The 22,454-nt window shown below is 61.7% G+C and carries 20 protein-coding genes; 14 read left to right on the top strand and 6 right to left on the bottom strand.

Translation table 11 applies throughout. The annotated features are described in order from the left end of the window. The first annotated feature begins 149 nt into the window (after positions 1 to 149). The 6 genes from HX855_RS14405 (at position 150) to HX855_RS14430 (ending at position 7,380) form a co-directional block, all read left to right on the top strand. Entirely contained in the window at positions 150 to 758 is a 609-nt protein-coding gene (locus HX855_RS14405) for a YqiA/YcfP family alpha/beta fold hydrolase (protein WP_003209516.1), read from the top strand. A gap of 44 nt (positions 759 to 802) precedes the next feature. Then, positions 803 to 2,707 carry a DNA topoisomerase IV subunit B gene (gene parE, locus HX855_RS14410; protein WP_177083067.1) on the top strand — a complete coding sequence of 635 codons (1,905 nt, stop codon included), beginning with the start codon at positions 803 to 805 and terminating at the stop codon, positions 2,705 to 2,707. After that, positions 2,707 to 3,702 (top strand): esterase-like activity of phytase family protein, encoded by a 996-nt coding sequence (locus tag HX855_RS14415; RefSeq protein ID WP_177083069.1) that lies wholly within the window; start codon positions 2,707 to 2,709, stop codon positions 3,700 to 3,702. Before parE ends, HX855_RS14415 begins: the two co-directional genes overlap by 1 nt. Next, positions 3,699 to 4,220, top strand: coding sequence for a TIGR02281 family clan AA aspartic protease (locus HX855_RS14420; RefSeq protein WP_177083071.1), 522 nt, complete (start codon positions 3,699 to 3,701; stop codon positions 4,218 to 4,220). The genes HX855_RS14415 and HX855_RS14420 overlap by 4 nt, the downstream gene beginning before the upstream one ends. A gap of 10 nt (positions 4,221 to 4,230) precedes the next feature. Next, positions 4,231 to 6,495: a DNA topoisomerase IV subunit A gene (gene parC / locus HX855_RS14425; RefSeq protein ID WP_177083073.1), complete on the top strand. Its 2,265-nt coding sequence runs from the start codon at positions 4,231 to 4,233 to the stop codon at positions 6,493 to 6,495. 177 nt (positions 6,496 to 6,672) lie between these two features. Further along, positions 6,673 to 7,380 carry a membrane integrity-associated transporter subunit PqiC gene (locus HX855_RS14430; RefSeq protein WP_177083075.1) on the top strand — a complete coding sequence of 236 codons (708 nt, stop codon included), beginning with the start codon at positions 6,673 to 6,675 and terminating at the stop codon, positions 7,378 to 7,380. 186 nt (positions 7,381 to 7,566) lie between these two features. Here the strand turns inward: HX855_RS14430 and HX855_RS14435 are convergent, their stop codons facing one another. Next, positions 7,567 to 9,102: a histidine kinase gene (locus HX855_RS14435; RefSeq protein WP_177083077.1), complete on the bottom strand. Its 1,536-nt coding sequence runs from the start codon at positions 9,100 to 9,102 to the stop codon at positions 7,567 to 7,569. A gap of 134 nt (positions 9,103 to 9,236) precedes the next feature. On the opposite strand from HX855_RS14435, the gene serB reads away from it, so the two are divergent. After that, positions 9,237 to 10,451 carry a phosphoserine phosphatase SerB gene (serB, locus tag HX855_RS14440; protein WP_177041265.1) on the top strand — a complete coding sequence of 405 codons (1,215 nt, stop codon included), beginning with the start codon at positions 9,237 to 9,239 and terminating at the stop codon, positions 10,449 to 10,451. Positions 10,452 to 10,580: 129 nt separating this feature from the next. Here the strand turns inward: serB and asd are convergent, their stop codons facing one another. The 3 genes from asd to HX855_RS14455 are packed head-to-tail and all read right to left on the bottom strand — an operon-like array spanning position 10,581 to position 13,867. Further along, the gene (asd, locus tag HX855_RS14445) at positions 10,581 to 11,441 is read right to left on the bottom strand and encodes an archaetidylserine decarboxylase (protein WP_177083079.1); all 861 of its coding nucleotides are present in this window, start codon (positions 11,439 to 11,441) and stop codon (positions 10,581 to 10,583) included. 16 nt (positions 11,442 to 11,457) lie between these two features. Next, positions 11,458 to 12,273 carry a rhodanese-like domain-containing protein gene (locus HX855_RS14450; RefSeq protein WP_102367974.1) on the bottom strand — a complete coding sequence of 272 codons (816 nt, stop codon included), beginning with the start codon at positions 12,271 to 12,273 and terminating at the stop codon, positions 11,458 to 11,460. Positions 12,274 to 12,331: 58 nt separating this feature from the next. Then, positions 12,332 to 13,867 carry an HDOD domain-containing protein gene (locus tag HX855_RS14455; protein ID WP_177083082.1) on the bottom strand — a complete coding sequence of 512 codons (1,536 nt, stop codon included), beginning with the start codon at positions 13,865 to 13,867 and terminating at the stop codon, positions 12,332 to 12,334. Positions 13,868 to 14,033: 166 nt separating this feature from the next. Between HX855_RS14455 and motA the strand changes: the two genes are divergently transcribed. Beyond that, on the top strand, positions 14,034 to 14,885 hold the full coding sequence (motA, locus tag HX855_RS14460) for a flagellar motor stator protein MotA (RefSeq protein WP_177083084.1): 852 nt from the start codon (positions 14,034 to 14,036) through the stop codon (positions 14,883 to 14,885). A 3-nt stretch (positions 14,886 to 14,888) separates the two neighbouring features. Then, positions 14,889 to 15,911: a flagellar motor protein MotB gene (gene motB / locus HX855_RS14465; RefSeq protein ID WP_177083086.1), complete on the top strand. Its 1,023-nt coding sequence runs from the start codon at positions 14,889 to 14,891 to the stop codon at positions 15,909 to 15,911. Between the two features lie 155 nt (positions 15,912 to 16,066). Here the strand turns inward: motB and rsgA are convergent, their stop codons facing one another. Continuing rightward, positions 16,067 to 17,098, bottom strand: coding sequence for a small ribosomal subunit biogenesis GTPase RsgA (gene rsgA / locus HX855_RS14470; protein WP_177083088.1), 1,032 nt, complete (start codon positions 17,096 to 17,098; stop codon positions 16,067 to 16,069). A gap of 106 nt (positions 17,099 to 17,204) precedes the next feature. Here rsgA and orn point away from each other — a divergent pair, with 106 nt between their 5' ends. Beyond that, positions 17,205 to 17,747, top strand: coding sequence for an oligoribonuclease (gene orn, locus HX855_RS14475; protein ID WP_003217529.1), 543 nt, complete (start codon positions 17,205 to 17,207; stop codon positions 17,745 to 17,747). Between the two features lie 202 nt (positions 17,748 to 17,949). After that, the gene (locus HX855_RS14480; RefSeq protein WP_177083090.1) at positions 17,950 to 18,564 is read left to right on the top strand and encodes a trimeric intracellular cation channel family protein; all 615 of its coding nucleotides are present in this window, start codon (positions 17,950 to 17,952) and stop codon (positions 18,562 to 18,564) included. Here HX855_RS14480 and queG read toward each other — a convergent pair. Beyond that, positions 18,543 to 19,625 carry a tRNA epoxyqueuosine(34) reductase QueG gene (gene queG, locus HX855_RS14485; protein WP_177083092.1) on the bottom strand — a complete coding sequence of 361 codons (1,083 nt, stop codon included), beginning with the start codon at positions 19,623 to 19,625 and terminating at the stop codon, positions 18,543 to 18,545. The two genes, HX855_RS14480 and queG, sit on opposite strands and share 22 nt — an antisense overlap. A gap of 62 nt (positions 19,626 to 19,687) precedes the next feature. Here queG and HX855_RS14490 point away from each other — a divergent pair, with 62 nt between their 5' ends. The 3 genes from HX855_RS14490 to HX855_RS14500 are packed head-to-tail and all read left to right on the top strand — an operon-like array spanning position 19,688 to position 22,443. Next, positions 19,688 to 20,548, top strand: coding sequence for an NAD(P)H-hydrate dehydratase (locus tag HX855_RS14490; RefSeq protein ID WP_177083094.1), 861 nt, complete (start codon positions 19,688 to 19,690; stop codon positions 20,546 to 20,548). Continuing rightward, a complete protein-coding gene (gene tsaE, locus HX855_RS14495) occupies positions 20,536 to 21,006 on the top strand; it encodes a tRNA (adenosine(37)-N6)-threonylcarbamoyltransferase complex ATPase subunit type 1 TsaE (protein ID WP_177083096.1) in 471 nt (156 codons plus the stop codon). The genes HX855_RS14490 and tsaE overlap by 13 nt, the downstream gene beginning before the upstream one ends. Positions 21,007 to 21,009: 3 nt before the next feature. Further along, entirely contained in the window at positions 21,010 to 22,443 is a 1,434-nt protein-coding gene (locus HX855_RS14500) for an N-acetylmuramoyl-L-alanine amidase (protein ID WP_218175722.1), read from the top strand. Positions 22,444 to 22,454 lie beyond the last annotated feature (11 nt).

A 22,454-nucleotide genomic window follows, 5' to 3' on the forward strand; every position in this document is an offset into this window, starting at 1 on the left:
GGCTCTTTTCAAAAGTGACCCGCCGTAAGGGCGGAACCCATAGCCGCCGTTACCGAAGCAACTGATATGTACACAGATACCCGGCTAGAGCCTAGCCCCCCAGTTCCCTGTAAACTGCCCCTCTTTAAGCCGCCCCCAGAGGACCCGGAATGTCCGCATCGATCTTGTATATCCACGGTTTCAACAGCGCACCCGCCTCCAACAAGGCCAGCCAGTTGATCACCGTGATGGACAGCCTCGGTCTGGCCGACCAATTGCGCGTGCCGGCCCTGCATCACCACCCCCGCCAGGCGATCCCCCAGTTGGAGGCGGCGATCCGTGACCTCGGAAGGCCACTGCTGGTCGGCAGCTCACTCGGCGGCTACTATGCAACCCATCTTGCCGAACGCCATGGCCTCAATGCCTTGCTGGTCAACCCGGCAGTCAGCCCTCATCGGATGTTCGACGGTTACCTGGGCACCCAGAAGAACCTCTACACCGATGAGACCTGGGAATTGACCCATGATCACGTCGCGGCCCTGGCCGAGCTGGAAGTCCCGGCGCCCCAGGACGCCCAGCGTTATCAGGTGTGGTTGCAGACCGGCGACGAAACACTGGATTATCGGCTCGCCCAGCAGTATTACCGGGCCTGTGCCTTGCGCATCCAGGCCGGTGGCGACCATGGTTACCAGGGCTTCGCGCAACAGTTACCGGCGCTGTTGAGTTTTGCCGGCATAGGCTCCGATCAGTACCAATCCTTCGATTTCACCGCATTGTGAAACCGCAGGTTACTTTTTAATCGAACGACTCACGACGAGACCCCATGGCCACTCCCAGCGCTAGCTCTTATAACGCCGACGCCATCGAAGTCCTCTCGGGCCTCGACCCGGTGCGCAAACGCCCCGGCATGTACACCGACACCAGTCGGCCGAACCACCTTGCCCAGGAAGTCATCGACAACAGCGTCGACGAAGCCTTGGCCGGGCACGCCAAGTCGGTACAAGTCATCCTTCACGCCGACCATTCCCTGGAAGTGTCCGACGACGGTCGCGGCATGCCGGTGGACATCCACCCGGAAGAGGGGGTGTCGGGCGTCGAGCTGATCCTCACCAAGCTGCACGCCGGCGGCAAGTTCTCCAACAAGAACTACCAGTTCTCCGGGGGCTTGCACGGTGTGGGTATTTCCGTGGTCAACGCCTTGTCGAACCACGTGCGGGTCAAGGTCAAGCGCGACGGCAACGAGTACCAGATGACGTTCGCCGATGGCTACAAAGCCACCGACCTGGAAGTGATCGGCACCGTCGGCAAGCGCAACACCGGTACCAGCGTGTATTTCGCGCCGGACCCGAAATACTTCGATTCACCCAAATTCTCCATCAGCCGCCTCAAGCACGTGCTCAAGGCCAAGGCTGTGCTGTGCCCGGGCCTGCTGGTCAGCTTTGAAGACAAGGGCACCGGCGAAAAGGTCGAGTGGCACTACGAAGACGGCCTGCGCTCCTACCTGGAAGACTCCGTCAGCGAATTCGAGCGCCTGCCCAACGAGCCGTTCTGCGGCAGCCTGGCCGGTAATAAAGAAGCCGTGGACTGGGCCCTGTTGTGGTTGCCGGAAGGCGGCGACAGCGTTCAGGAAAGCTACGTCAACCTGATCCCGACCGCCCAGGGCGGTACCCACGTCAACGGTTTGCGCCAGGGCCTGCTGGATGCCATGCGCGAGTTCTGCGAATACCGCAGCCTGTTGCCGCGTGGCGTGAAGCTGGCGCCGGAAGACGTCTGGGAGCGGATCGCGTTCGTCCTGTCGATGAAAATGCAGGAGCCGCAATTCTCCGGCCAGACCAAGGAGCGCCTGTCGTCCCGTGAGGCGGCGGCGTTTGTTTCGGGCGTTGTGAAGGACGCCTTCAGTCTGTGGCTCAACGAACACCCTGAACTGGGCCTGGCCCTGGCGGAGCTGGCGATCAACAACGCCGGCCGTCGTTTGAAGGCCAGCAAGAAAGTCGAGCGCAAGCGCATCACCCAGGGCCCGGCACTTCCGGGCAAGCTGGCCGACTGCGCCGGGCAAGACCCGATGCGCTCCGAACTGTTCCTGGTGGAAGGTGACTCCGCCGGCGGTTCCGCCAAACAAGCGCGGGACAAGGAGTTCCAGGCGATCCTGCCCCTGCGCGGCAAGATCCTCAACACCTGGGAAGTCGACGGCAGCGAAGTGCTGGCCAGCCAGGAAGTGCACAACATTGCGGTGGCCATCGGTGTCGACCCGGGCTCGGCCGATATCGCCCAACTGCGCTACGGCAAGATCTGCATCCTCGCCGACGCCGACTCCGACGGCTTGCACATTGCGACCTTGCTCTGCGCGCTGTTCGTTCAGCATTTCCGCCCGTTGGTGGATGCCGGTCACGTCTACGTCGCCATGCCGCCGCTGTACCGCATCGACCTGGGCAAAGAGATTTTCTACGCCCTGGACGAAGCCGAGCGCGATGGCATTCTTGACCGTCTGGTGGCCGAGAAGAAGCGCGGCAAGCCTCAGGTCACCCGATTCAAAGGCCTGGGTGAGATGAATCCGCCCCAACTGCGGGAAACCACCATGGACCCGAATACCCGGCGCCTGGTGCAATTGACCCTGGAAGATTTTGCCGCCACGTCGGAAATGATGGACATGTTGCTGGCGAAGAAACGTGCGCCGGACCGCAAGAGCTGGCTGGAGTCCAAGGGCAACCTGGCCGAGGTTCTGGGCTGATGCGCAGCAGTTTCGCCCTGGCGATTCTGTTGTTGAGCGGGTTGGCGGCCACCTCGGTGGTCGCGGCGCCTGTGGCTGAGCTCAAATTGATCTCCGAGCACCCGGTAGACGGCATGCGCGGCGGTAACCTGTCGGGCCTGGCGTTGTGCGGCAAGGCATTGTGGACGGTGTCCGATCGCGACGACGACCAGATCTATCGGCTGGATATCAGCGCCGATACCTGGCAGGCCGAAACGGTGAAGATCGACGTGCCGCCGGTGCCGGAATCCGGGTTGCCCTTTGGCCTGCGCTCGCGCACCAAGGCGGCGGCGTTGATTCGTGGCGGCGACCTGGATTTTGAAGGGATCAGTTGCGATGCGGCGGGCAACCGCTACATCGTCAGTGAGGCCCACGCGGCGGTGCTGCAGGTGCCGGTGAGCGGTGCGCCCGAGTGGCTGAAGATCGCCCCGGGCATGGTCCGCGAAGCCCGGGCCAGCGGCATGCTGCTGCACTTCAACGCGTTGTTCGAAGGCCTGGCGGTGAACCCCGAAGGCAATCAGATCTGGCTGGCCGCCGAGCGTGAGCGGCGTGGGTTGATTTCCATCAAGCGCCCGCAAAGCCTTTGGGATTGTGATGGGCCTTGCGTGTTGTTGAGCGAGGCGGGCACCGAGATGCAGCCGGCACAGATGCCCAAGGCCAAGGCGGTCTCGCGCAATTTCTCTGACGTCGCGCTGTTCGAGGGCAAGCTGTTTACCCTCGAAAGCAGCCAGTTTCAGTTGTGCCGTCGTGACCCCGTGACGGCGAAGGTCGAACAATGCTGGTCCTACGCCGATGACATGCTGGCGCCGCAGCGCCAATACAATCAGCCCTACGGCCTGGCCGAAGCGTTGGTGGTGGATGCAGACGGCGCCTGGATCGGCCTGGACAATAACTTCGGTGCTCGCGCCGATGGCGAAAAACGGCCGATAGTCTATCGTTTCGCCGCCCCCGCAGGCGGCTGGAGCGCCAAGCCATGAGTACCCCGCCACCCGGCAAACGTGCCGGCCGTGTGTTGATGTTCGTGGCATGGGGCGCCGGTTTGTTTTTGGCGACACGGTTTTTTGGGCAGTGGGAAAGGCATCAGGAAAATCCCAATGCCGTTGTGACCTCGGAGCAACACGAGGGCTATATCGAAGTAAAACTGCTGGGCAACGGCCAGGGACATTTTGTCGCCAGCGGCCAGATCAACGGCCAGCCGGTGGAGTTCATGCTCGATACCGGGGCCACCGACGTGGCGGTTCCGGCCGAATTGGCTGACCGACTCGGGCTTAAACGCGGCATGCCGGTTGGCGTGAGTACGGCCAACGGGCGAACCCAAGGCTTTCGGACCGAACTGGGCTGCCTGCAATTGGGTGATATCGTCCTGCAGGACGTGCGGGCCCTGGTGGTGCCGGGGCTGGGCGATGACCAGGTATTGCTGGGCATGAGTGCATTGAAACAACTTGAATTTACCCAGCGCAGCGGCACCTTGCTGCTGCGCCAGACCAAACAATGATGAGGCCCGCATGAGTGACATCCTTGCAGACAGCTTAGACGGCGTTGAACGCCGGTCGCTGGCTGACTTCACCGAAAATGCCTACCTCAACTACTCCATGTACGTGATCATGGACCGTGCCTTGCCGCATATCGGCGACGGCCTGAAGCCCGTACAGCGGCGCATTATCTATGCGATGAGTGAGTTGGGCCTGGACGCAGACTCCAAGCACAAGAAGTCGGCGCGTACCGTCGGTGACGTGCTGGGTAAATTCCACCCCCACGGTGACTCGGCGTGCTACGAAGCCATGGTGCTGATGGCCCAGCCGTTCAGCTACCGCTACACGCTGGTGGACGGCCAGGGTAACTGGGGTGCGCCGGATGATCCCAAGTCCTTCGCCGCCATGCGTTACACCGAAGCGCGCCTGTCGCGGTATTCGGAAGTGCTGCTCAGCGAACTGGGGCAGGGCACGGCCAATTGGGGCCCGAACTTTGACGGCACCCTCGACGAACCTCTGGTATTGCCGGCACGTTTGCCGAATATCCTGCTCAATGGCACCACGGGCATCGCTGTGGGCATGGCCACTGACGTACCGCCCCACAACCTGCGGGAAGTGGCTGCGGCGTGCGTACGCTTGCTGGATGAGCCGAAGGCAACGGTCGAGCAGTTGTGCGAACACATCCAAGGGCCGGATTACCCGACTGAAGCGGAAATCATCACGCCTCGTGCCGACCTGCTGAAAATCTACCAGACCGGTAAAGGCTCGGTGCGCATGCGCGCCGTGTACCACATCGAAGACGGCGACATCATCGTTACCGCGCTGCCCCATCAAGTGTCCGGTGCCAAGGTGCTGGAGCAGATTGCCGCGCTGATGCAGGCCAAGCCGTCGAAGCTGCCGCAAGTGGCCGACCTGCGTGACGAGTCCGACCACGAGAACCCGTGCCGCATCGTGATCATCCCGACCAACAGCCGGGTCGACCATGAAGTGCTGATGCAGCACTTGTTTGCCAGCACCGAGCTGGAGTCCAGCTACCGGGTCAACGTCAACATCATTGGTCTGGACGGCAAGCCGCAGTTGAAAAACCTGCGGGCCTTGCTGGTGGAATGGCTGGAGTTCCGGGTGCAGACCGTGCGTCGCCGCCTGCAATTCCGCCTCGACAAAGTCGAGCGCCGCCTGCATCTGTTGGACGGTTTGCTGATTGCCTACCTCAACCTGGATGAAGTGATCCACATCATCCGTACCGCCGAGCACCCGAAAGCCGAGCTGATTGCGCGCTTCGAGCTCAGCGAAATCCAGGCGGACTACATCCTCGACACCCGCTTGCGTCAGTTGGCGCGACTGGAAGAGATGAAGCTGCGGGACGAACAGGACGCGCTGCTCAAGGAACAGGCCAAGCTCCAGGCCCTGCTGGGCAGCGAAGCCAAGCTGAAGAAGCTGGTGCGCACCGAGCTGATCAAGGACGCCGAAACCTATGGCGACGACCGCCGTTCGCCGATTGTCGAGCGTGCCGAAGCCAAGGCCCTGACCGAAACCGAGCTGCTGCCCAACGAGAAAATTACCGTCGTTCTGTCGGAAAAGGGTTGGGTTCGCTCGGCCAAAGGGCATGATATTGACGCCACCGGCTTGTCGTACAAGGCCGGCGACGGTTTCAAAACCTCTGCGGCGGGGCGTTCCAACCAGTTTGCGGTGTTTATCGACTCCACCGGTCGCAGTTATTCGGTGCCGGCGCATACCTTGCCATCGGCGCGGGGGCAGGGCGAGCCGTTGACGGGGCGCCTGACGCCGCCACCCGGGGCGAATTTTGAATGCGTGCTGTTGCCGGACGATGATTCGCTGTACGTCATCGCCTCCGATGCCGGCTACGGGTTCGTGGTCAAGGGTGAAGACCTGCAGGCCAAGAACAAGGCGGGCAAGGCGTTGTTGAGCCTGCCGAACAACGCCAAGGTGATCCTGCCGCGTCCGGTGGAAGACCGTGAAGGCAATTGGCTTGCATCGGTGACCACTGAAGGGCGCCTGCTGGTGTTCAAGATCAGTGATTTGCCGCAGTTGGGCAAAGGCAAGGGCAACAAGATTATTGGTATCCCCGGGGAGCGGGTGGCCAGTCGCGAAGAGTACGTGACCGACATCGCCGTGATCCCGGAGGGCTCGACCTTGGTGCTGCAGGCCGGTAAACGCACGTTGTCGCTGCGCCCTGATGACCTTGAGCACTACAAGGGTGAGCGGGGCCGTCGCGGTAACAAACTGCCGCGGGGCTTCCAGCGAGTGGACGCATTATTGGTTGAAACACCTGTTTAAGGCGATATAGAGCGCCCGATCTACGATTTAACCCGTAGATCGACGCTTTCGCGCTGGAGTCATGGCGCATATTCACGGATGATATGGCCTTTCCAGCGCCGGCGTGGCTGAGCGCGTACAGGTTATTTTTGAGTATTACATTGTGGTTCGCCTTGTGGCAGCCACCTGGATGGGATGATGACTGCTCCACGCCTTCCTTTAATTTTGTTGCTCGCTGGTCTTCTGGGCCTGGCGGGTTGCAGCACACATCAACCTGTGTCGCTGTATCAGCTGGACAGTGGAAGTCCGGCTCAGCCTGCACAAAGTGCCGGCATGGCCGTATTGCTTGGCCCTGTTGTCGTGGCCGACTACCTGCAACGCGAAACCCTGCTGCAACGTCAGAACGACGGCAGCCTGCAAGGTTCAACCGATGGTCGCTGGGCCGGTAGCCTGTCGTCCGACATCAATCAGTTGATGTTGCGCCAGGTAGCGGGTCACCTGGACAGCCAGCGTGTGGTACTGGCACCGGCACCGGCGGGCTTTACCCCGGACGTGCAGGTCTTGCTGACCATTACGCGGCTGGACTCCGGTGTTTCCCAGCCGGCGATCCTGGATGCGCAGTGGCGCCTGATCGATCGTCGCGGTCAGGTGCGGGACAACCGCATCGTGCATTTGCAGGAAGAACATAGCGGTACCACGGCGTCCCAGGTTCAGGCCCAGGGCGTGTTGTTGCAGAATTTGGCCCAGCAGTTGTCCGTGGCCCTCAAGCCATTGGCCAACCAGCCGGCGGTTGCAGAAGCGCCGCGCAAGCAGGCGCCGGCGGCGACCAAGCCAGCCGCACCGGAGAAGCCGAAGATGCCGATGGCCGTGCCGATTCGTACCGATATGGAAGTGTTCAGGTTCTGACCTGATGCACCAACGAAAAGGCCCACTGTAGGAGCGAGCTTGCTCGCGAAAAACACAAGAACGACACGGTTTATCAGTAAGCCTGCGTAATCGTTGACGATCTTCGCGAGCAAGCTCGCTCCTACAGAGAGCCATAAAAAAGCCCGCCAATGAGTGATCATTGGCGGGCTTTTTATTGGCTCAAGGTTAGTTCTTCGCCCGCGTCTCATGCATCCGCGCCAGCTGGCGCTCCAGCATCGACGGGTAAGGCTCCATCAACCGCTCCACGCAGCACGCACCCTCAGGGCTGGCAATCGGGCGGATCCGCGCACGCTGGCGGATCAGCACGTCGTCGCTGATCTTGCGCTCCACCAGCAGCAGGTTGCGGCTGTGTTGCGACAGGGCCAGGGCGTCCTGGGCAATCTCGGTCAGCAGCAGATCAATCTGGCTCATGCCATACAGATCGTCGCCTACCGTCAGGCCCAGTTGCAGCTGCAAGGTAATGCCGCTGTCAGCCACTTCGATTTGCAGCGCATGGCCCAGGGCCCGCAGCAGCTCGCCGCAGCAGATGGCGTTAGTCAGGTAGTCTTCGCCGCTGTCTTCACTGTGGAACAGCATCAATGTGCTGCCATCGTTCAGGGTGTGCAGTTCGCTCTGATACAGCGAGGCAGCCTGGTCGAGGCAATCACGATAACGCTCCAACAGCTCGGTCAGGCGTGCGCGAGGCAAGCGACGCAACTGATCCTGTGCACCCAACTGCACCGCCAATACCGCGCTGTGCTGAGGCTGGGTATTTCGCACCGGTGCCGGTTGCGGCGCAACGGTGGCGCTTGGCGCAGAGTTGTCGCGAAGATCGGCGAACGGGTCTTCTTCGTCCAGTTCGTCTTCTTCAGCCTTGATCACTTGCCGGGCGACCGGCTTCAGGCCCGCCACAGGCGCCGACTCGTCGAAGCTTGGGTCGCGCAGGTTGCGCACCTCAAACTCGGGCTCGTCGTCTTCGTAATCGGTGTCGTCAAACTCGGGCTCGGGTTCAACCTCGGGCACCACGGGTTCCGGCGCGAAGCTGCTGTGCAGCTGGCGGGCAAGGTCGCCGATTTCGTCCTGGCGGTCGGTGGCCGGGGTGTGTTCGTCGATATCCCGCAGCCAGATGCGCAGTTGCATCAGTGGCGTGGAGATATGCCGGCCCAGGCGCAGGCTCAAGGCCAGGGACAGTGCCAGCAGGATCGCACTCAGGATGCCCATGCTTTGCAGGCTGATGGTCATCGGCTGCTGGAATTGTTGCATGTCCAGGCTGATGCGCAGTTGGCCGGCCTTCACGTCCTGAAACGTGATATTGCTCTGGTACAGGCCTTCGGCTTCACCCAGCAGGCCGTTTTTCGGGCGTTGCCCGGCTTCGGCCATGATCCGGTTGTCCACGCTATAGATAGCGGCGTGGGCCACCAGCGGGTTCTTGGTCAGGTTGTTGAGCAGCACGTTGAGGCTGAGGATGTCGTTGGACACCAACAACTCAGTCGCCGAGGTGGCGGTCTGGGTGGTCAGGCTCGCGCCCAGGGCGTCGGCTTGCTCGTGCATGGCCTGTTTGAACTGCAAACCCATCACGCAGGCGTAGATGACCAGGGCCAGAGCGACCAGGATCACGTTATGGCTGGCGATGCGTAATGCGATCGGTACACGGCGGTGGCGCAGTGCCCGGAAGATCAGCAGGAAGAAGTTATCGGTTTTTACTGGCGTGGGCCGGTTCACTTAAGCTCGGCTCTTTAGTCCGTGAAGTTGACGCGCAGTATAGCGACAGGCCCAAGACCGGCAAAGCGCTGGCTGTGCCCGATGGTCACTGAAAGTGGGTAGAATGCGGTTTTTTTCCAGCTCGGGGGTGCGCTTTGCGCGAAATTGTCCTGATTAACATCACCGGTGAGGACCGTCCGGGTCTCACCGCAGCCATTACCGGTGTTCTGGCCCAGGGTGGTGTGAACATTCTCGACATCGGCCAGGCGGTGATTCACGACACGCTGTCGTTCGGCATCCTGGTGGAAATTCCAAGCACCGAACAAGCCTCGTCCGTGCTCAAGGACATCCTGTTTACGGCGTATAAGCTGGATCAGCAGGTGCGTTTCACGCCGGTGTCCGAAGAGGATTACCAGAACTGGGTCGCCGGCCAGGGCAAAAAACGCCATATCGTGACGCTGTTGACCCGCAAGGTAACGGCCGAGCAATTGCAGCGTGTGAGCTCAATCACCGCTCAGTACGGTTTGAACATCGATCATATTGACCGTCTGTCGGGTCGTATGCCGCTGGACACACCCGCTGACAAAGGCAAGGGCTGCATCGAGTTCTCCGTGCGCGGCGAACCGGCGGATCCCCAGGCGTTGCGCGCCGAATTCTTGAGCGTTGCCCAGGAGCTGAACGTCGACATCGCCTTCCAGGAAGATTCACTGTTCCGCCGCAATCGCCGCCTGGCAGTGTTCGACATGGACTCGACGCTGATCGAAGCTGAAGTCATCGACGAATTGGCCAAGGCGGCCGGTGTGGGTGAGCAAGTTTCGGAAATCACCGAGCGCGCCATGGCCGGCGAGCTGGATTTCCGTGCCAGCTTCAAGGAGCGCCTGGCCCTGCTCAAAGGCCTGGATGTAAGCGTGCTGGACTCCATCGGCGCTTCCCTGCGCCTGACCGAAGGCGCCGAAACCCTGTTCGCCGAACTCAAGCGCCTGGGCTACAAGACCGCGATCCTGTCGGGGGGCTTCACCTACTTTGCCAAGCAATTGCAGGCCAAACTGGGCATCGACTACGTGTTCGCCAACGAGCTGGAAGTGGTGGACGGCAAGGTGACGGGCGTGGCCGTGGAGCCGATTGTCGACGCTCAGCGTAAAGCGGATTTGTTGCGGGAATTGGCACACAAGGAAGGGTTGCGTCTGGAGCAGACCATTGCGGTCGGCGACGGGGCGAATGACTTGCCGATGCTGGCGATTGCCGGGTTGGGTGTGGCGTTTCGCGCCAAGCCGCTGGTCAAGCAATCGGCCAAGCAGGCGATTTCGACCTTGGGGCTGGATGGGGTGCTGTACCTGCTGGGCTTCCGCGACCGCGACGGTCAGCTATAACCCGTCATCACTGTAGGAACACGGTCAATGTGGGAGCGGGCTTGCTCGCGAAAGCGGTGATTCAGTCGATACACCTGTTGACTGATCCACCGCCTTCGCGAGCAAGCCCGCTCCCACATTTGATCCGCGTCAGGATTTCGGCAGCGCCATACCCTGGCCCATCTGCACCGGCGTACCCGCCAGCAACTCTTCCGACCATTTCACCTGGTTCGGCCCAAACAGTACGATCGCCGTCGAACCCAGCTTGAAGCGTCCCAGTTCCGCGCCTTTTTCAAGGTGGATCGGCCCACGGGCGGCTTCGTCGTAGCGGAAGGTTTTCAGCTCGCGCTTCGGTGGTGTCACCAGGCCAGCCCATACTGTCTCAATCGACGCCACGATCATCGCGCCCACCAACACCACGGCCATCGGGCCGCGTTCGGTGTCGAAAATGCAGGCAACGCGCTCGTTGCGTGCAAACAGCTCCGGTACGTTTTCAGCGGTGGTCTGGTTTACCGAGAAAATGCGGCCCGGGATGTAGACCATTTCCCGCAGGGTGCCGGCCAGTGGCATATGGACGCGATGGTAGTCTTTCGGCGACAGGTAAACGGTGGCGAAGTCACCGCCCATAAATGGCGCGGCGACAGCCGAATCGCCGCCGAGCAATTCCAGCACGCTGAAGCTGTGGCCCTTGGCCTGGAATACCCGGCCATGCTCAATCGGGCCCAGTTGGCTGATCGCCCCGTCGGCCGGGCTGAGAATCGAACCCGGAGTTTGGTCCAGAGGCCGCGCCCCGTCTTTCAGGGCACGGGTGAAGAAGGCGTTGAAGTGCTCGTAGGCCGTCACGTCTTCAACCAGGGCCTGGGACATGTCCACCTGATAACGCTTGGCGAACCAGGTGGTGAAGGCATTCTTGAACCAGCGCACGCGGCATTCGGCAATGCAGCCGGCCAGCCGCGACAGCAGGTGGTGGGGCAGCAAGTACTGGCTGAGGATAAACAACTGCTTTTTCATTAACTGTCCTTAAACCTTAAATCTCAACGGGGGTGTCGGGGTGGTTGCCCCATTCGCCCCAGGAACCGGCATAACCTTTGACTCGCGGATAACCGAGTGCCTTGGCCACCAGATAGGTGAAGCCAGAACGGTGGTGAGTCTGGCAGTGAGTGATGATTTCTTTGTCGCGCGTCAGCCCCAGGTCTTCGAGGATCTGCGGCATGTCGCGGCGAATCCGCAGTTGGCGCGCCTTGTCCATGCCGGCGGTCCATTCGAAGTTCACCGCGCCGGGAATGTGTCCACCTTTGGCCGCGAGGACTTTCTCCCCGGAGTATTCCAGCGGGCCACGGGCGTCCCAGATGCCGAGGTCGGCAGCGCCGAGGCGGCTTTGCAGGTACTCGCGGGTGGCGGTGGGTTCTTCATGGAGCGTCAGGCTGACCGGGCCGCCGGCGCTGGCCGGTACCTCAGTAGACACCGGGTGTTTTTCTTCCAGCCACGCCAGCAGGCCGCCGTCGAGGTAGTGGTATTTCTTGTGGCCGATCACATCCAGCATCCAGATGAACCGCCCGGCCCAGCCGCCGCCTTCGTCGTCGTACACCACGTAGGTGGCATCCGGTGTGTGGCCCAGTTCGCCAAACAGTTTTTCAAGATCAGCCTTGCCTGGCAGCAGGCCCGGCGCGGGTGGCTGTCCCAGTTGGGTGCGTTTTGGATCGACAAAGCGTGCGCCGGGGATGTGCCCTTCGGCGTAACGCGCGGCGCTGGTGAGGTCCACCAGAATCAGGTGTTCGGCATCGAGGCGACCGAGCAGGTCACTGGCCTCGATGACCAGCGGCAAGCCAGAGAAGTCAGGCATGTGAGGTCTCCTGGGCATAAAAGTTGGGCGCTAAAGGAGGGCGATTGTAGCGCAAGCATCAGGCGCTGCGGTTGGTAAAGCAGTGCAGGGCCTTTTCGATGCATTGAGCGGTTTTGCCGAAGGCCTGCACGGTGGTTTCCGAGAACGGCCCGCCCCCCTGGTCCGCCACCATCAGCATCACCACCCGGCCATTGCAACTCAGGGAGCGCAGAAGCAGGTGTTCGCCTTTGAACAGGCGGCGCAGTTCCGGGGGCAGCAGTGCCGAGAACTGGAGGTGGTTGTCGGTGGTCAGGCGCACTTGGGCAGCTTTTGCCAGCAGCCGTTGCAGCAGGGTGCTTTGCGCGACGTCGAGGCTCAGGTTGTCGGCGTCCTTGGGCAGGCCGTCGACTTGATGCGCCCGCAGGGTGCTCAGGGTTTTGTCTGCCATCAGCAACATCACCCGCTGCATGCCGCAGGCCGCCAGGGCTTCCTTGGCGCAGGTGGTCAGGTGCATGGCGTTGGCGAAGCGGCTCGGCTCCACCAGCAATTCGGTGCAACGCTTGCGCCAGACCGCCAGGGACTCTGCGGTGGGCGGCGGCGCCGGCAGCAAACCGTGGTGAACGCGTTGTACGTCCCATGGCCAGAGCAGCGACAACGCCGGGTGCCACAAATCGCGCATCAGGGTGCTGCGGGCGCTGATCACCGCGTGCTGGTGAGACTGTTGCTGCACCTCGGCCAGCGGTTGTTGCAGGTAAAGCGCGGTCAGGTACTGCCAGCGCCGGGTGTGCGGGCAGGTCCACGACTCCTGGGCCGCCAGCGCCAGGCCGTTGGCCAGCAACACAGTGTTGGCCGGCTGATTCAGCCAGCGACGCAGGTTCGGGTCGGCATCCAGCAACTGCTGTTGGCGCAAGGGTTCATCTTCACGGGCAATGTGCAGTGCCTTGACCAGCAAGCGCTGGTCCGTCAGGAGCAACGTATAGCCCTGGGATACCCAGATTGGCAGGCGCCAGGCCTCGGTCAATCCCAGGCACAGGTCCAGCAGGCGCACGCCGAACACTTCCTGTTCGACGGTGCGTGCCGATTCGCCCTTGTGAATCACCCGCAGCTCCCATTCTTCCAGCAGCTTGGGGTAGGCAATCGCCATCGGCCACAGCGGCGAAAGGAACAGCAGGCTGCCCCAGTGAATGTCTTGCCACAAGCGCGCCAGGCGGCTGGCGAACAGGCCGCTGGCTTGTTGCGACGCGTGCTGGCTGACCATCTGCAACTGGCGCAGGGCTACGGGGATTTCATTCAGTGGCACTGAAGGCAGGCGTGCCAGCAGTTCTTCGGTGCGTTTCAGGCCGAGGCGATTGATCGCCACTTCAAGGTTTTCCGCCGGTTCCGCGAGGCTGCCGTGGGCCTGGTTATTGGCCTCGCGCATCACGCTGAGCACCAGCGCCGGGCTGTTTTGCATCAGCTCTGCAATATCGCGCAACGAACTGCGGTTGTCGCCGATGGCCTTGCAGACGCGGTCGTGGTTCGCCTGCGGAACAGGCAACAGAACCGTGTCCAGACGCTTTATCCAGGCGGCCAGGGTCGTGGGTTTTTGAGTTGAGACTGTCGTTTCATTTGCCATGATTGGGGCGCGATCATCACTTGCGGTCAACACGCCCGGGACGGGCCGAACTGGTTTTTCGCCTTAACGAGCTATAGTCTGGCGCAGATTTGCCGATAAGTAGAACAAGAGTTTTCAACTCTTGCGAATATGACCCTGAACCCGACGGCGCAAGTACTCATCCCCTATGGCTAAAATTATCGGCATCATCGTCGTCATCGCGAGCGTGCTCGGCGGATACGTCCTGTCCCACGGCAAGATTGCAGCGCTGATCCAGCCCTTCGAAGTGCTGATTATCGGCGGTGCGGCGTTCGGCGCATTCCTGCAGGCCAACCCTGGCTACATGACCATGCACGTGATCAAGAAGTCGTTGGGCATGTTCAGCTCGCGCTTCTCCCACACCTTCTATTTAGATGTGCTGGGGCTGATCTACGAGATCCTCAACAAGAGCCGCCGCGAAGGCATGATGGCCATCGAAGGCGACATCGAAGACGCCGCGGCGAGCCCGATTTTTGCCAAGTACCCGGCGGTGCTCAAAGATGAGCGCATGACCGCCTATATCTGCGACTACCTGCGCATCATGTCGTCCGGCAACATGGCACCCCATGAGCTGGAAGGCCTGTTCGACATGGAGCTGTTCAGCCTCAAGGAAGAACTCGAGCACCCATCCCACGCCGTGACCGGCATCGCCGACGGTATGCCCGGTTTCGGTATTGTGGCCGCGGTTCTCGGGATCGTGGTCACCATGGCCTCCCTCGGTGAAGGCGACCAGAAGGCGATCGGCATGCACGTCGGTGCGGCACTGGTAGGTACCTTCTTCGGTATTCTCGCGGCCTACGGTTTCTTCGGCCCGCTGGCCACCTCCCTGGCCCATGACGCCAAGGAAGAAGTGAATCTGTACGAAGCGATCAAGGCGTGCCTGGTGGCCTCGGCTTCCGGCATGCCGCCGTCGCTGGCAGTGGAGTTCGGGCGCAAGGTTCTGTATCCGAAGCACCGTCCAAGCTTCGCTGAGCTGGAACAAGCGGTTCGCGGTCGCTAAGCCATGGAAAACAACCAGCCGATCATCATCAAGCGCGTCAAGCGCTTCGCTGCGGGGCACCATGGCGGTGCCTGGAAAATCGCCTTCGCCGACTTTGCGACGGCGATGATGGCGTTCTTCCTGGTGCTGTGGCTGATGTCCACGGCCACGCCGGAACAGAAGATCGCCATCGCCGGTTACTTCAAGGACCCCATCGGTTTTTCCGAGAGCGGCACGCCTTTTGTGATCGACCTCGGTGGTTCGCCGCAGCTGGCGCCCGAGCGCACCATCAACCCGGAAATCAAGACCGACTCGCCCCAGGAAAAAATCCCGATCGAGCGCGATACCGTCGAAGCCATGGCTGAGCAAGTCGAGCAGGAGCGCCTGGAGCTGTTGCTGCAAGAACTGCAAACCAAGGTCGAGGAAAACCCGCAACTGCTGAAGTTCAAGGACCAGATTTCCTTCGAGATCACGCCAGATGGCTTACGTATCCAGATCACGGACGCGGCCAACCGGCCGATGTTCGACTCGGGCAGTGCGCGGTTGAAGCCGTACTTTGAAGACATCCTGCTGGCCATGGCCGACACCATCAAGGCGGTGCCGAACAAGATCAGCATCAGCGGCCACACCGACGCCAAGCCATATGCGGGCCAGGGCGACTTCGGCAACTGGGAGCTCTCGGCCAACCGGGCCAATGCCGCGCGTCGTGCGCTGGTTGCCGGCAGCTATCCGGACCCGCAAGTGGCGCGAGTGGTGGGGTTTGCGTCCTCGCAGCTGTTTGACCCCAAGGATCCGTTCAACCCGATCAACCGCCGCATCGATATCGTCGTGCTGACCAAAAAGGCCCAGCGTGCGATTGAAGGTGACCAGCACGCAACGCCGCCGGTACCGACCCCGGGTGAGGGCGCGCCTGGCGAAGTGCCGGCTGACCCGAACGCCCTGCCGCCCGGGCAGGAACCGTTGCCGGCTCACGAGCTACGGCAGAAGCTGAACTTGTTTGACGATGGCGGGGTGAAGGACCCGACTCAGCCCGCGACTGGCTCGTAAGTCGGATACGAAAAGGCCGCGATGATCGCGGCCTTTTTGTATCTGCTACACCCTGTAGGAGCGAGCTTGCTCGCGATGGGCGTTAACGATGACGCGCGCCGTCTGAATGCACGCGGCGTCCTCAGGTTTTTCGCGAGCAAGCTCGCTCCTACACGTTAATAGCTGGTCTCGGGCAAGCTGGCGATGATCGAGCGGTAGCTGTTCATCCGTTGCTGCTGCACGCGGCCGTCTTCCAATGCCTTGAGCAGGGCACACCCCGGCTCGCGGTCATGCTTGCAGTCGCGGAAGCGGCAGGTGCCGATCAAGTCGTTGAACTCGATAAAGCCCGCCTCAACATCGGCACGGCTGACGTGGCCCAGGCCGAATTCACGAATCCCGGGGGAGTCGATCAGCTCGCCGCCGCCCGGGAAGTGGAACAGCCGTGCGGTGGTGGTGGTGTGGGTGCCCTGGCCGGACAGTTCCGACAATGGACCCACACGGGTTTCGACTTCCGGCAACAGGCTGTTGACCAGGGACGATTTGCCCACGCCGGACTGGCCGACGAACACGCTGATGCGGCCGTCCAGCTCGGTCTGCAACTGGTCCATGCCATTGCCGTGATGCGCCGAGACTTCCAGCACCGGGTAGCCGAGGGTGCGGTACACCGCCAGCAGTGCGTTGAGCGCCGGGGCGTTCTGCTCGTCGATCAGGTCGAACTTGTTCAGCAGCAACAGCGGGCGAATGCCGGCGTGTTCGGCCGCTACCAGGTAGCGGTCGATCAGGTTGGCATGGGGCTCGGGCAGTGGCGCGAAGACGATGACGATCATGTCGACGTTGGCCGCCACCGGCTTGAGCTGGCCACGGCTGTCGGGGCGGCGCAGTTCGGTGGTGCGCGGCAGTTGGGCGACGATCACGCCGATGCCCTGGTTGCCGGCACGCCATACGACTTGGTCGCCGGTCACCAGCGCAGGCAGGTTGGCGCGCAAGTGGCAACGGAACACCTGGCCGGCGTGTTCGCCCTCTTTGGCCTCGACTTCGACCTGCACACCGAAGTGCGCGATCACCAGGCCCGTTTGCTCGGGGCCCAGGTCGCCGCCCTCAAGCGCTTCCACGGCGGAGGATTCACGTTTGGCGGCGCGAGCTGCGCGTTCACCCTGAATCTTTTCGATGCGCCAGTTTTGGCGACGGTTGAGCTGGCGTTTGGCCATTGGTGTTCCGTGTCGATAATGCAAAGGTTAGGTAAAACGGTCGCGAGTCTAGCACGCCCTGCCTGCTAAACTGCGCAGCTACGCCAAGGTGCCAAGGAACCACGACATGCAAAACCCACAGAACCTGATTTGGATCGATCTGGAAATGACCGGTCTGAACCCAGACACCGACGTCATCATCGAGATGGCCACCATTGTCACCGACAGCAACCTCAACACCTTGGCCGAAGGTCCGGTGATCGCCATTCACCACAGCGACGCGGTGCTGGCCACCATGGACGAGTGGAACACCCGCACCCACGGCAACTCGGGCCTGACCCAGCGCGTGCGTGACAGTCGCGTGAGCATGGCCGAGGCTGAAGCTGAAACCATCGCCTTCCTGGAAAAGTGGGTGCCCAAGGGCAAGTCGCCGATCTGCGGTAACAGCATTTGCCAGGACCGCCGCTTTCTTTATACCCACATGAAGGCGCTGGAAAGCTACTTCCACTACCGCAACCTGGACGTGTCGACCTTGAAGGAACTGGCCGCACGCTGGGCGCCGGAAGTCAAAGACAGCTTCCACAAGGGCAGCACTCACCTGGCGCTGGACGACATCCGCGAGTCGATTGCCGAGCTGCAGCATTACCGCAAGCATTTCATCAAGTTCTAAAGCGGTAATGCCTGAACCGAGCGGGCTTTTGTGGTGAGGGGGCTTGTCTGTGGCGAGGGGGCTTGTCCCCCGTTGGGCTGCGAAGCGGCCCTGAAATCTGACATCCCGGTCCACCCGAAAAACTCCGTCGCCTTAAAAGGGGCTGCTTCGCAGCCCAACGGGGGACAAGCCCCCTCGCCACAACTTTGCAAGGATCGCCCTCATGCTGCTGATGCTCTACCTCATCGCCATCACCGCCGAAGCCATGACGGGCGCCTTGTCCGCCGGGCGGCGCGGGATGGATTGGTTTGGTGTGGTGCTGATCGCCTGCGTCACGGCGCTGGGCGGCGGTTCGGTGCGTGACGTATTGCTTGGCCATTACCCGCTGACCTGGGTCAAACACCCGGAATACCTGGTGCTGACCTCGATCGCGGCGTTGGTGACGATCTTCATCGCGCCATTGATGCGTCACCTGCGCTCGCTGTTCCTCGCGCTGGACGCCGTCGGCCTGGTGGCCTTCACCCTGATTGGCTGCATGACCGCCCTGGAAATGGGCCATGGCATGCTGGTGGCGTCGGTCAGCGGTGTGATCACCGGGGTATTCGGTGGCATCCTGCGGGATATCTTCTGCAACGACATACCGCTGATCTTCCGCCGTGAGCTGTATGCCAGCGTGTCGTTCCTGGCCGCCTGGTTCTACATGCTGTGCATCTATCTGGAACTGCCCAGCGAGCAATCAATCCTGCTGACGCTGTTCAGCGGCTTTCTCCTGCGTCTTTTGGCGATCCGCTTTCACTGGGAAATGCCCAAGTTCGTCTACAACGATGACGTGCACTGACGCTCGGCGTGCTGGTTCAGCGCCCATTCCACATGTTCGCGTACCAGTTCCGAGGGGTATTCCCGGCGCGCCTTCAACGCCTCCAGTACCGGAATGCTCGACGGCGCATTGCCCAGACCCACCGCCAGGTTACGCAACCAGCGCTCATAACCGGCGCGGCGTAGGGGTGAACCTTCGGTGTTGCTGAGGAACTTGTCTTCGTCCCACATGAATAATTCAGCCAGTTCTGCGTTATCCAGATTGTGCCGCGGCTTGAAATCGCCTTCGTCGGTAGGCCGGGCGAAACGATTCCACGGGCAAACGATCTGACAGTCATCGCAGCCAAACACCCGGTTGCCGATCAGGGGGCGCAGCTCCTCGGGGATCGCGCTTTTCAGCTCGATGGTCAGGTAGGAAATACAGCGCCGGGCATCCAGTACGTAAGGCCCGACGAAGGCGTTGGTGGGGCAGATGTCCAGGCAGGCGGTGCAGCGGCCGCAGTGTTCGGTAGCGTGGGGCGGGTCGACCGGCAACGGCAGGTCGACAAACAGCTCGCTCAGAAAGAAGTAGCTGCCCGCCTTGCGGTTGAGTACCAGGGTGTTCTTGCCGATCCAGCCCAGCCCGGCCTGTTCGGCAATGGCTTTTTCCAGCACGGGGGCGCTGTCGACGAACGCACGAAAGCCGAACGGGCCGATCTGCGCTTGAATGCGGTCCGCCAGTTGCTGCACGCGCTTGCGGATCAGCTTGTGGTAATCGCGGCCCAGGGCGTAGCGGGAGATGTAGGCTTTTTCCGGTTTGGCCAGCAGTTGGGCCATTTGCGTGTCGCCCGGCAGGTAGTCCATGCGCAGGGACACCACGCGCAAGGTGCCGGGCACCAGTTCTTCCGGGTGTGAGCGCTTGCTGCCATGGGCGCCCATGTACTCCATTTCGCCGTGGTAGCCGGCCTCGAGCCAGCGTTGCAGGTGTTGTTCATGCTCGGCGAGGTCCAGGCCGCTGATGCCCACTTGTTGAAAACCCAGCTCACGGCCCCAGTCTTTGATCGATTGGGCGAGGGCGGGCAGGTCGTAGGTAATAGCAGGCATGAACAAGAGAAACCGCAGGTTAGATGCGTATAATTCTGCCAGACATCGGAGCTTGAAGACGCATGCCGCAGACAAAACACGAAATACCCGACGTTCAGCACCTGTTGCCCGGCCAATTGCCGCAACTCGCTGCGCGTTCCCCGGACGCCCATAAAGGCCAGTTCGGCCATGTATTGCTGATCGGAGGCGACCGGGGTTTTGGCGGCGCCGCCTTGCTCGGCACCGAGAGCGCCCTGCGCAGCGGTGCCGGCCTGGTTTCCCTGGCGACCCGCAGCGAGCATGTTGCGGCGGCACTGGCGCGGTTGCCGGAAGTGATGACCGTGGGCGTGCACTCGGCCAATCAATTGATGGGCCTGCTGGAAAAGGTTTCCGTGATCGTTATCGGCCCGGGCCTGGGGGAGGCCTCCTGGGGCAAAAGCCTGCTGTCGGTGGCGGCCAATGCCAGGCAGCCGCAAGTCTGGGACGCCGATGCCCTTAACCTGCTGGCGGCGGGCAACGTCAGCCTGCCGGCCAATTGCGTGATCACCCCGCATCCCGGGGAAGCGGCCCGCTTGATGGGGATTTCGACCGCCGAGGTTCAGGCTGATCGCCTGAACGTGGCCCGCGCGCTGAGCCAGAAATTCAATGCGGTGGCGATCCTCAAGGGCGCCGGCAGCTTGATCGCCAGCCCGGACGGTCGCGTTGCCCGCTGTGATCAGGGCCACCCGGCAATGGCAACGGCCGGCCTGGGCGACGTGTTGGCCGGCCTGGTCGGTGCTTTACTGGCTCAAGGCATGCCGGCGTTTGATGCGGCCTGTCTGGCGGTCTGGTTGCATGCCACTGCCGGTGATCGTCAAGGCACCTTTGGTCGCGGGCTGGCCGCCAGTGACCTGATTCCCGCCATTCGTCAGTTGCTGGAGGAGCAATCGCCGTGTCTGAAGTAATCCTTTTCCTGGCCGATGAAGAGGCCATGGTCGCGCTTGGCACCCGTATTGCCCAGGTGACGAAAGGCTCGGGTCTGATCTTTCTGGAAGGCGATTTGGGCGCCGGGAAAACCACCTTGTCCCGGGGCATCATTCGCGGGCTGGGGCACCCGGGTGCGGTGAAGAGCCCTACGTTCACCTTGGTAGAACCTTACGAAATTGGCGCCGTGCGAGCGTTCCACTTCGACCTGTATCGCCTGGTGGATCCTGAGGAGCTGGAGTACATGGGCATTCGCGATTACTTCGATGAGGACGCTTTGTGCCTGATCGAGTGGCCAGATAAAGGCACAGGCTTTTTGCCAAAGCCGGACCTGACCATTACCATTACCCCGCATAAGCATGGACGTCAGCTGAAGTTGTTGTCCCAGAGCGTGCGCGCAGAGTCGTGGTGCGCAGCCTTGGCATTGGAATTCAAATAATTGATGGGGTTAGGTATGCGCTTTCGCGCGTTGGTTACTGTCGTAGGGGTGTTGCTTGCGGCAATGACTTTCAATGCACTGGCGGCCTCACAGGTGAAAAGTGTTCGCCTGTGGCGGGCACCGGATAACACGCGACTGGTATTCGACCTGTCTGGCCCGGTTCAGCACAGCGTCTTCACCCTTACGGCGCCCGATCGCCTGGTGATTGATATCAACGGTGCGACCCTGGCCGCGCCGTTGAAAGTTGCCATGGCCAATACCCCGATCACCGCGATGCGCTCGGCTCAACGTACGCCGACCGATCTGCGGGTGGTCATCGACCTGAAAAAGGCCGTGACCCCGAAAAGTTTTGTACTGGCGCCCAACGCGCAATATGGCAACCGGCTGGTGGTCGACCTGTACGACAATGCCGCCGATGCCGCACCGCCGCCTGCGCCCACCCCAAGCGTTGCGACGATACCTGCGGTGCCGGTCAACCAGTCGCAACCTCAGGTCAAGTTGCCGCCGCTGCCACCGGCTCCGTCGGGCAAGCGTGACATCATCGTGGTCATCGATGCCGGTCACGGCGGGGAAGATCCGGGTGCCTCGGGCTCTCGCGGCCAGCATGAAAAAGACGTGGTGCTGGCCATCGCCCGCGAACTGCAGCGCCAGATCAATGGCATGAAAGGCTACCGCGCCGAGCTGACCCGTACCGGCGACTACTTTATTCCGCTGCGTGGCCGTACCGAAATCGCCCGCAAGAAGGGCGCCGACCTGTTCGTCTCGATCCACGCCGACGCCGCGCCTTCGGCGGCTGCGTTTGGCGCCTCGGTGTTTGCCCTGTCTGATCGCGGGGCCACGTCCGAGACAGCCCGTTGGCTGGCGGACAGTGAAAACCGTTCCGACCTGATCGGCGGGGCCGGCAACGTCTCCCTGGATGACAAGGACAAAATGCTCGCCGGCGTGCTGCTCGACTTGTCGATGACCGCCTCGCTGACCTCCAGCCTGAACGTCGGGCAGAAAGTCCTGAGCAATATTGGCCGCGTTACCTCGCTGCACAAGCAGCGCGTGGAGCAGGCCGGGTTTATGGTGCTCAAGTCGCCGGACATTCCATCGATCCTGGTGGAAACCGGGTTTATCTCCAACTCCAATGAAGCCTCGAAGCTGGCGTCTGCCAGTCACCAGCAGGCGCTGGCGCGCTCCATCAGCGCCGGTGTTCGCCAGTTCTTCCAGCAGAACCCGCCGCCGGGCACTTATATCGCCTGGTTGCGTGATTCCGGGAAGATCGCCCAGGGCCCGCGCGACCATCGTGTGCAGCCGGGTGACACCCTGGCAATGCTGGCGGTGCGCTTCCAGGTGTCTGCGGCGACTTTGCGCAGTGCCAACAACCTGAAGACCGATGAATTGAAAGTCGGCCAGGTGTTGACCATCCCTGGCACTGAACTGGCGGCGCAATAATGAGCGAAACA

This window comes from Pseudomonas sp. IPO3778 (assembly GCF_013386825.1).
In the GTDB taxonomy this organism is placed as follows: domain Bacteria; phylum Pseudomonadota; class Gammaproteobacteria; order Pseudomonadales; family Pseudomonadaceae; genus Aquipseudomonas.

Excerpts from the sequence above, each read along its gene's own strand:
- HX855_RS14480 (WP_177083090.1), top strand. The coding sequence starts at position 17,950 with ATGCTGCTGATGCTCTACCTCATCGCCATCACCGCCGAAGCCATGACG.
- HX855_RS14500 (WP_218175722.1), top strand. The coding sequence starts at position 21,010 with ATGGGGTTAGGTATGCGCTTTCGCGCGTTGGTTACTGTCGTAGGGGTG.
- motA (WP_177083084.1), top strand. The coding sequence starts at position 14,034 with ATGGCTAAAATTATCGGCATCATCGTCGTCATCGCGAGCGTGCTCGGC.
- orn (WP_003217529.1), top strand. The coding sequence starts at position 17,205 with ATGCAAAACCCACAGAACCTGATTTGGATCGATCTGGAAATGACCGGT.
- HX855_RS14420 (WP_177083071.1), top strand. The coding sequence starts at position 3,699 with ATGAGTACCCCGCCACCCGGCAAACGTGCCGGCCGTGTGTTGATGTTC.
- HX855_RS14405 (WP_003209516.1), top strand. The coding sequence starts at position 150 with ATGTCCGCATCGATCTTGTATATCCACGGTTTCAACAGCGCACCCGCC.
- asd (WP_177083079.1), bottom strand. The coding sequence starts at position 11,441 with ATGAAAAAGCAGTTGTTTATCCTCAGCCAGTACTTGCTGCCCCACCAC.
- parC (WP_177083073.1), top strand. The coding sequence starts at position 4,231 with ATGAGTGACATCCTTGCAGACAGCTTAGACGGCGTTGAACGCCGGTCG.
- parE (WP_177083067.1), top strand. The coding sequence starts at position 803 with ATGGCCACTCCCAGCGCTAGCTCTTATAACGCCGACGCCATCGAAGTC.
- HX855_RS14450 (WP_102367974.1), bottom strand. The coding sequence starts at position 12,273 with ATGCCTGACTTCTCTGGCTTGCCGCTGGTCATCGAGGCCAGTGACCTG.
- HX855_RS14455 (WP_177083082.1), bottom strand. The coding sequence starts at position 13,867 with ATGGCAAATGAAACGACAGTCTCAACTCAAAAACCCACGACCCTGGCC.
- queG (WP_177083092.1), bottom strand. The coding sequence starts at position 19,625 with ATGCCTGCTATTACCTACGACCTGCCCGCCCTCGCCCAATCGATCAAA.
- motB (WP_177083086.1), top strand. The coding sequence starts at position 14,889 with ATGGAAAACAACCAGCCGATCATCATCAAGCGCGTCAAGCGCTTCGCT.
- rsgA (WP_177083088.1), bottom strand. The coding sequence starts at position 17,098 with ATGGCCAAACGCCAGCTCAACCGTCGCCAAAACTGGCGCATCGAAAAG.
- HX855_RS14490 (WP_177083094.1), top strand. The coding sequence starts at position 19,688 with ATGCCGCAGACAAAACACGAAATACCCGACGTTCAGCACCTGTTGCCC.
- HX855_RS14415 (WP_177083069.1), top strand. The coding sequence starts at position 2,707 with ATGCGCAGCAGTTTCGCCCTGGCGATTCTGTTGTTGAGCGGGTTGGCG.
- HX855_RS14430 (WP_177083075.1), top strand. The coding sequence starts at position 6,673 with ATGACTGCTCCACGCCTTCCTTTAATTTTGTTGCTCGCTGGTCTTCTG.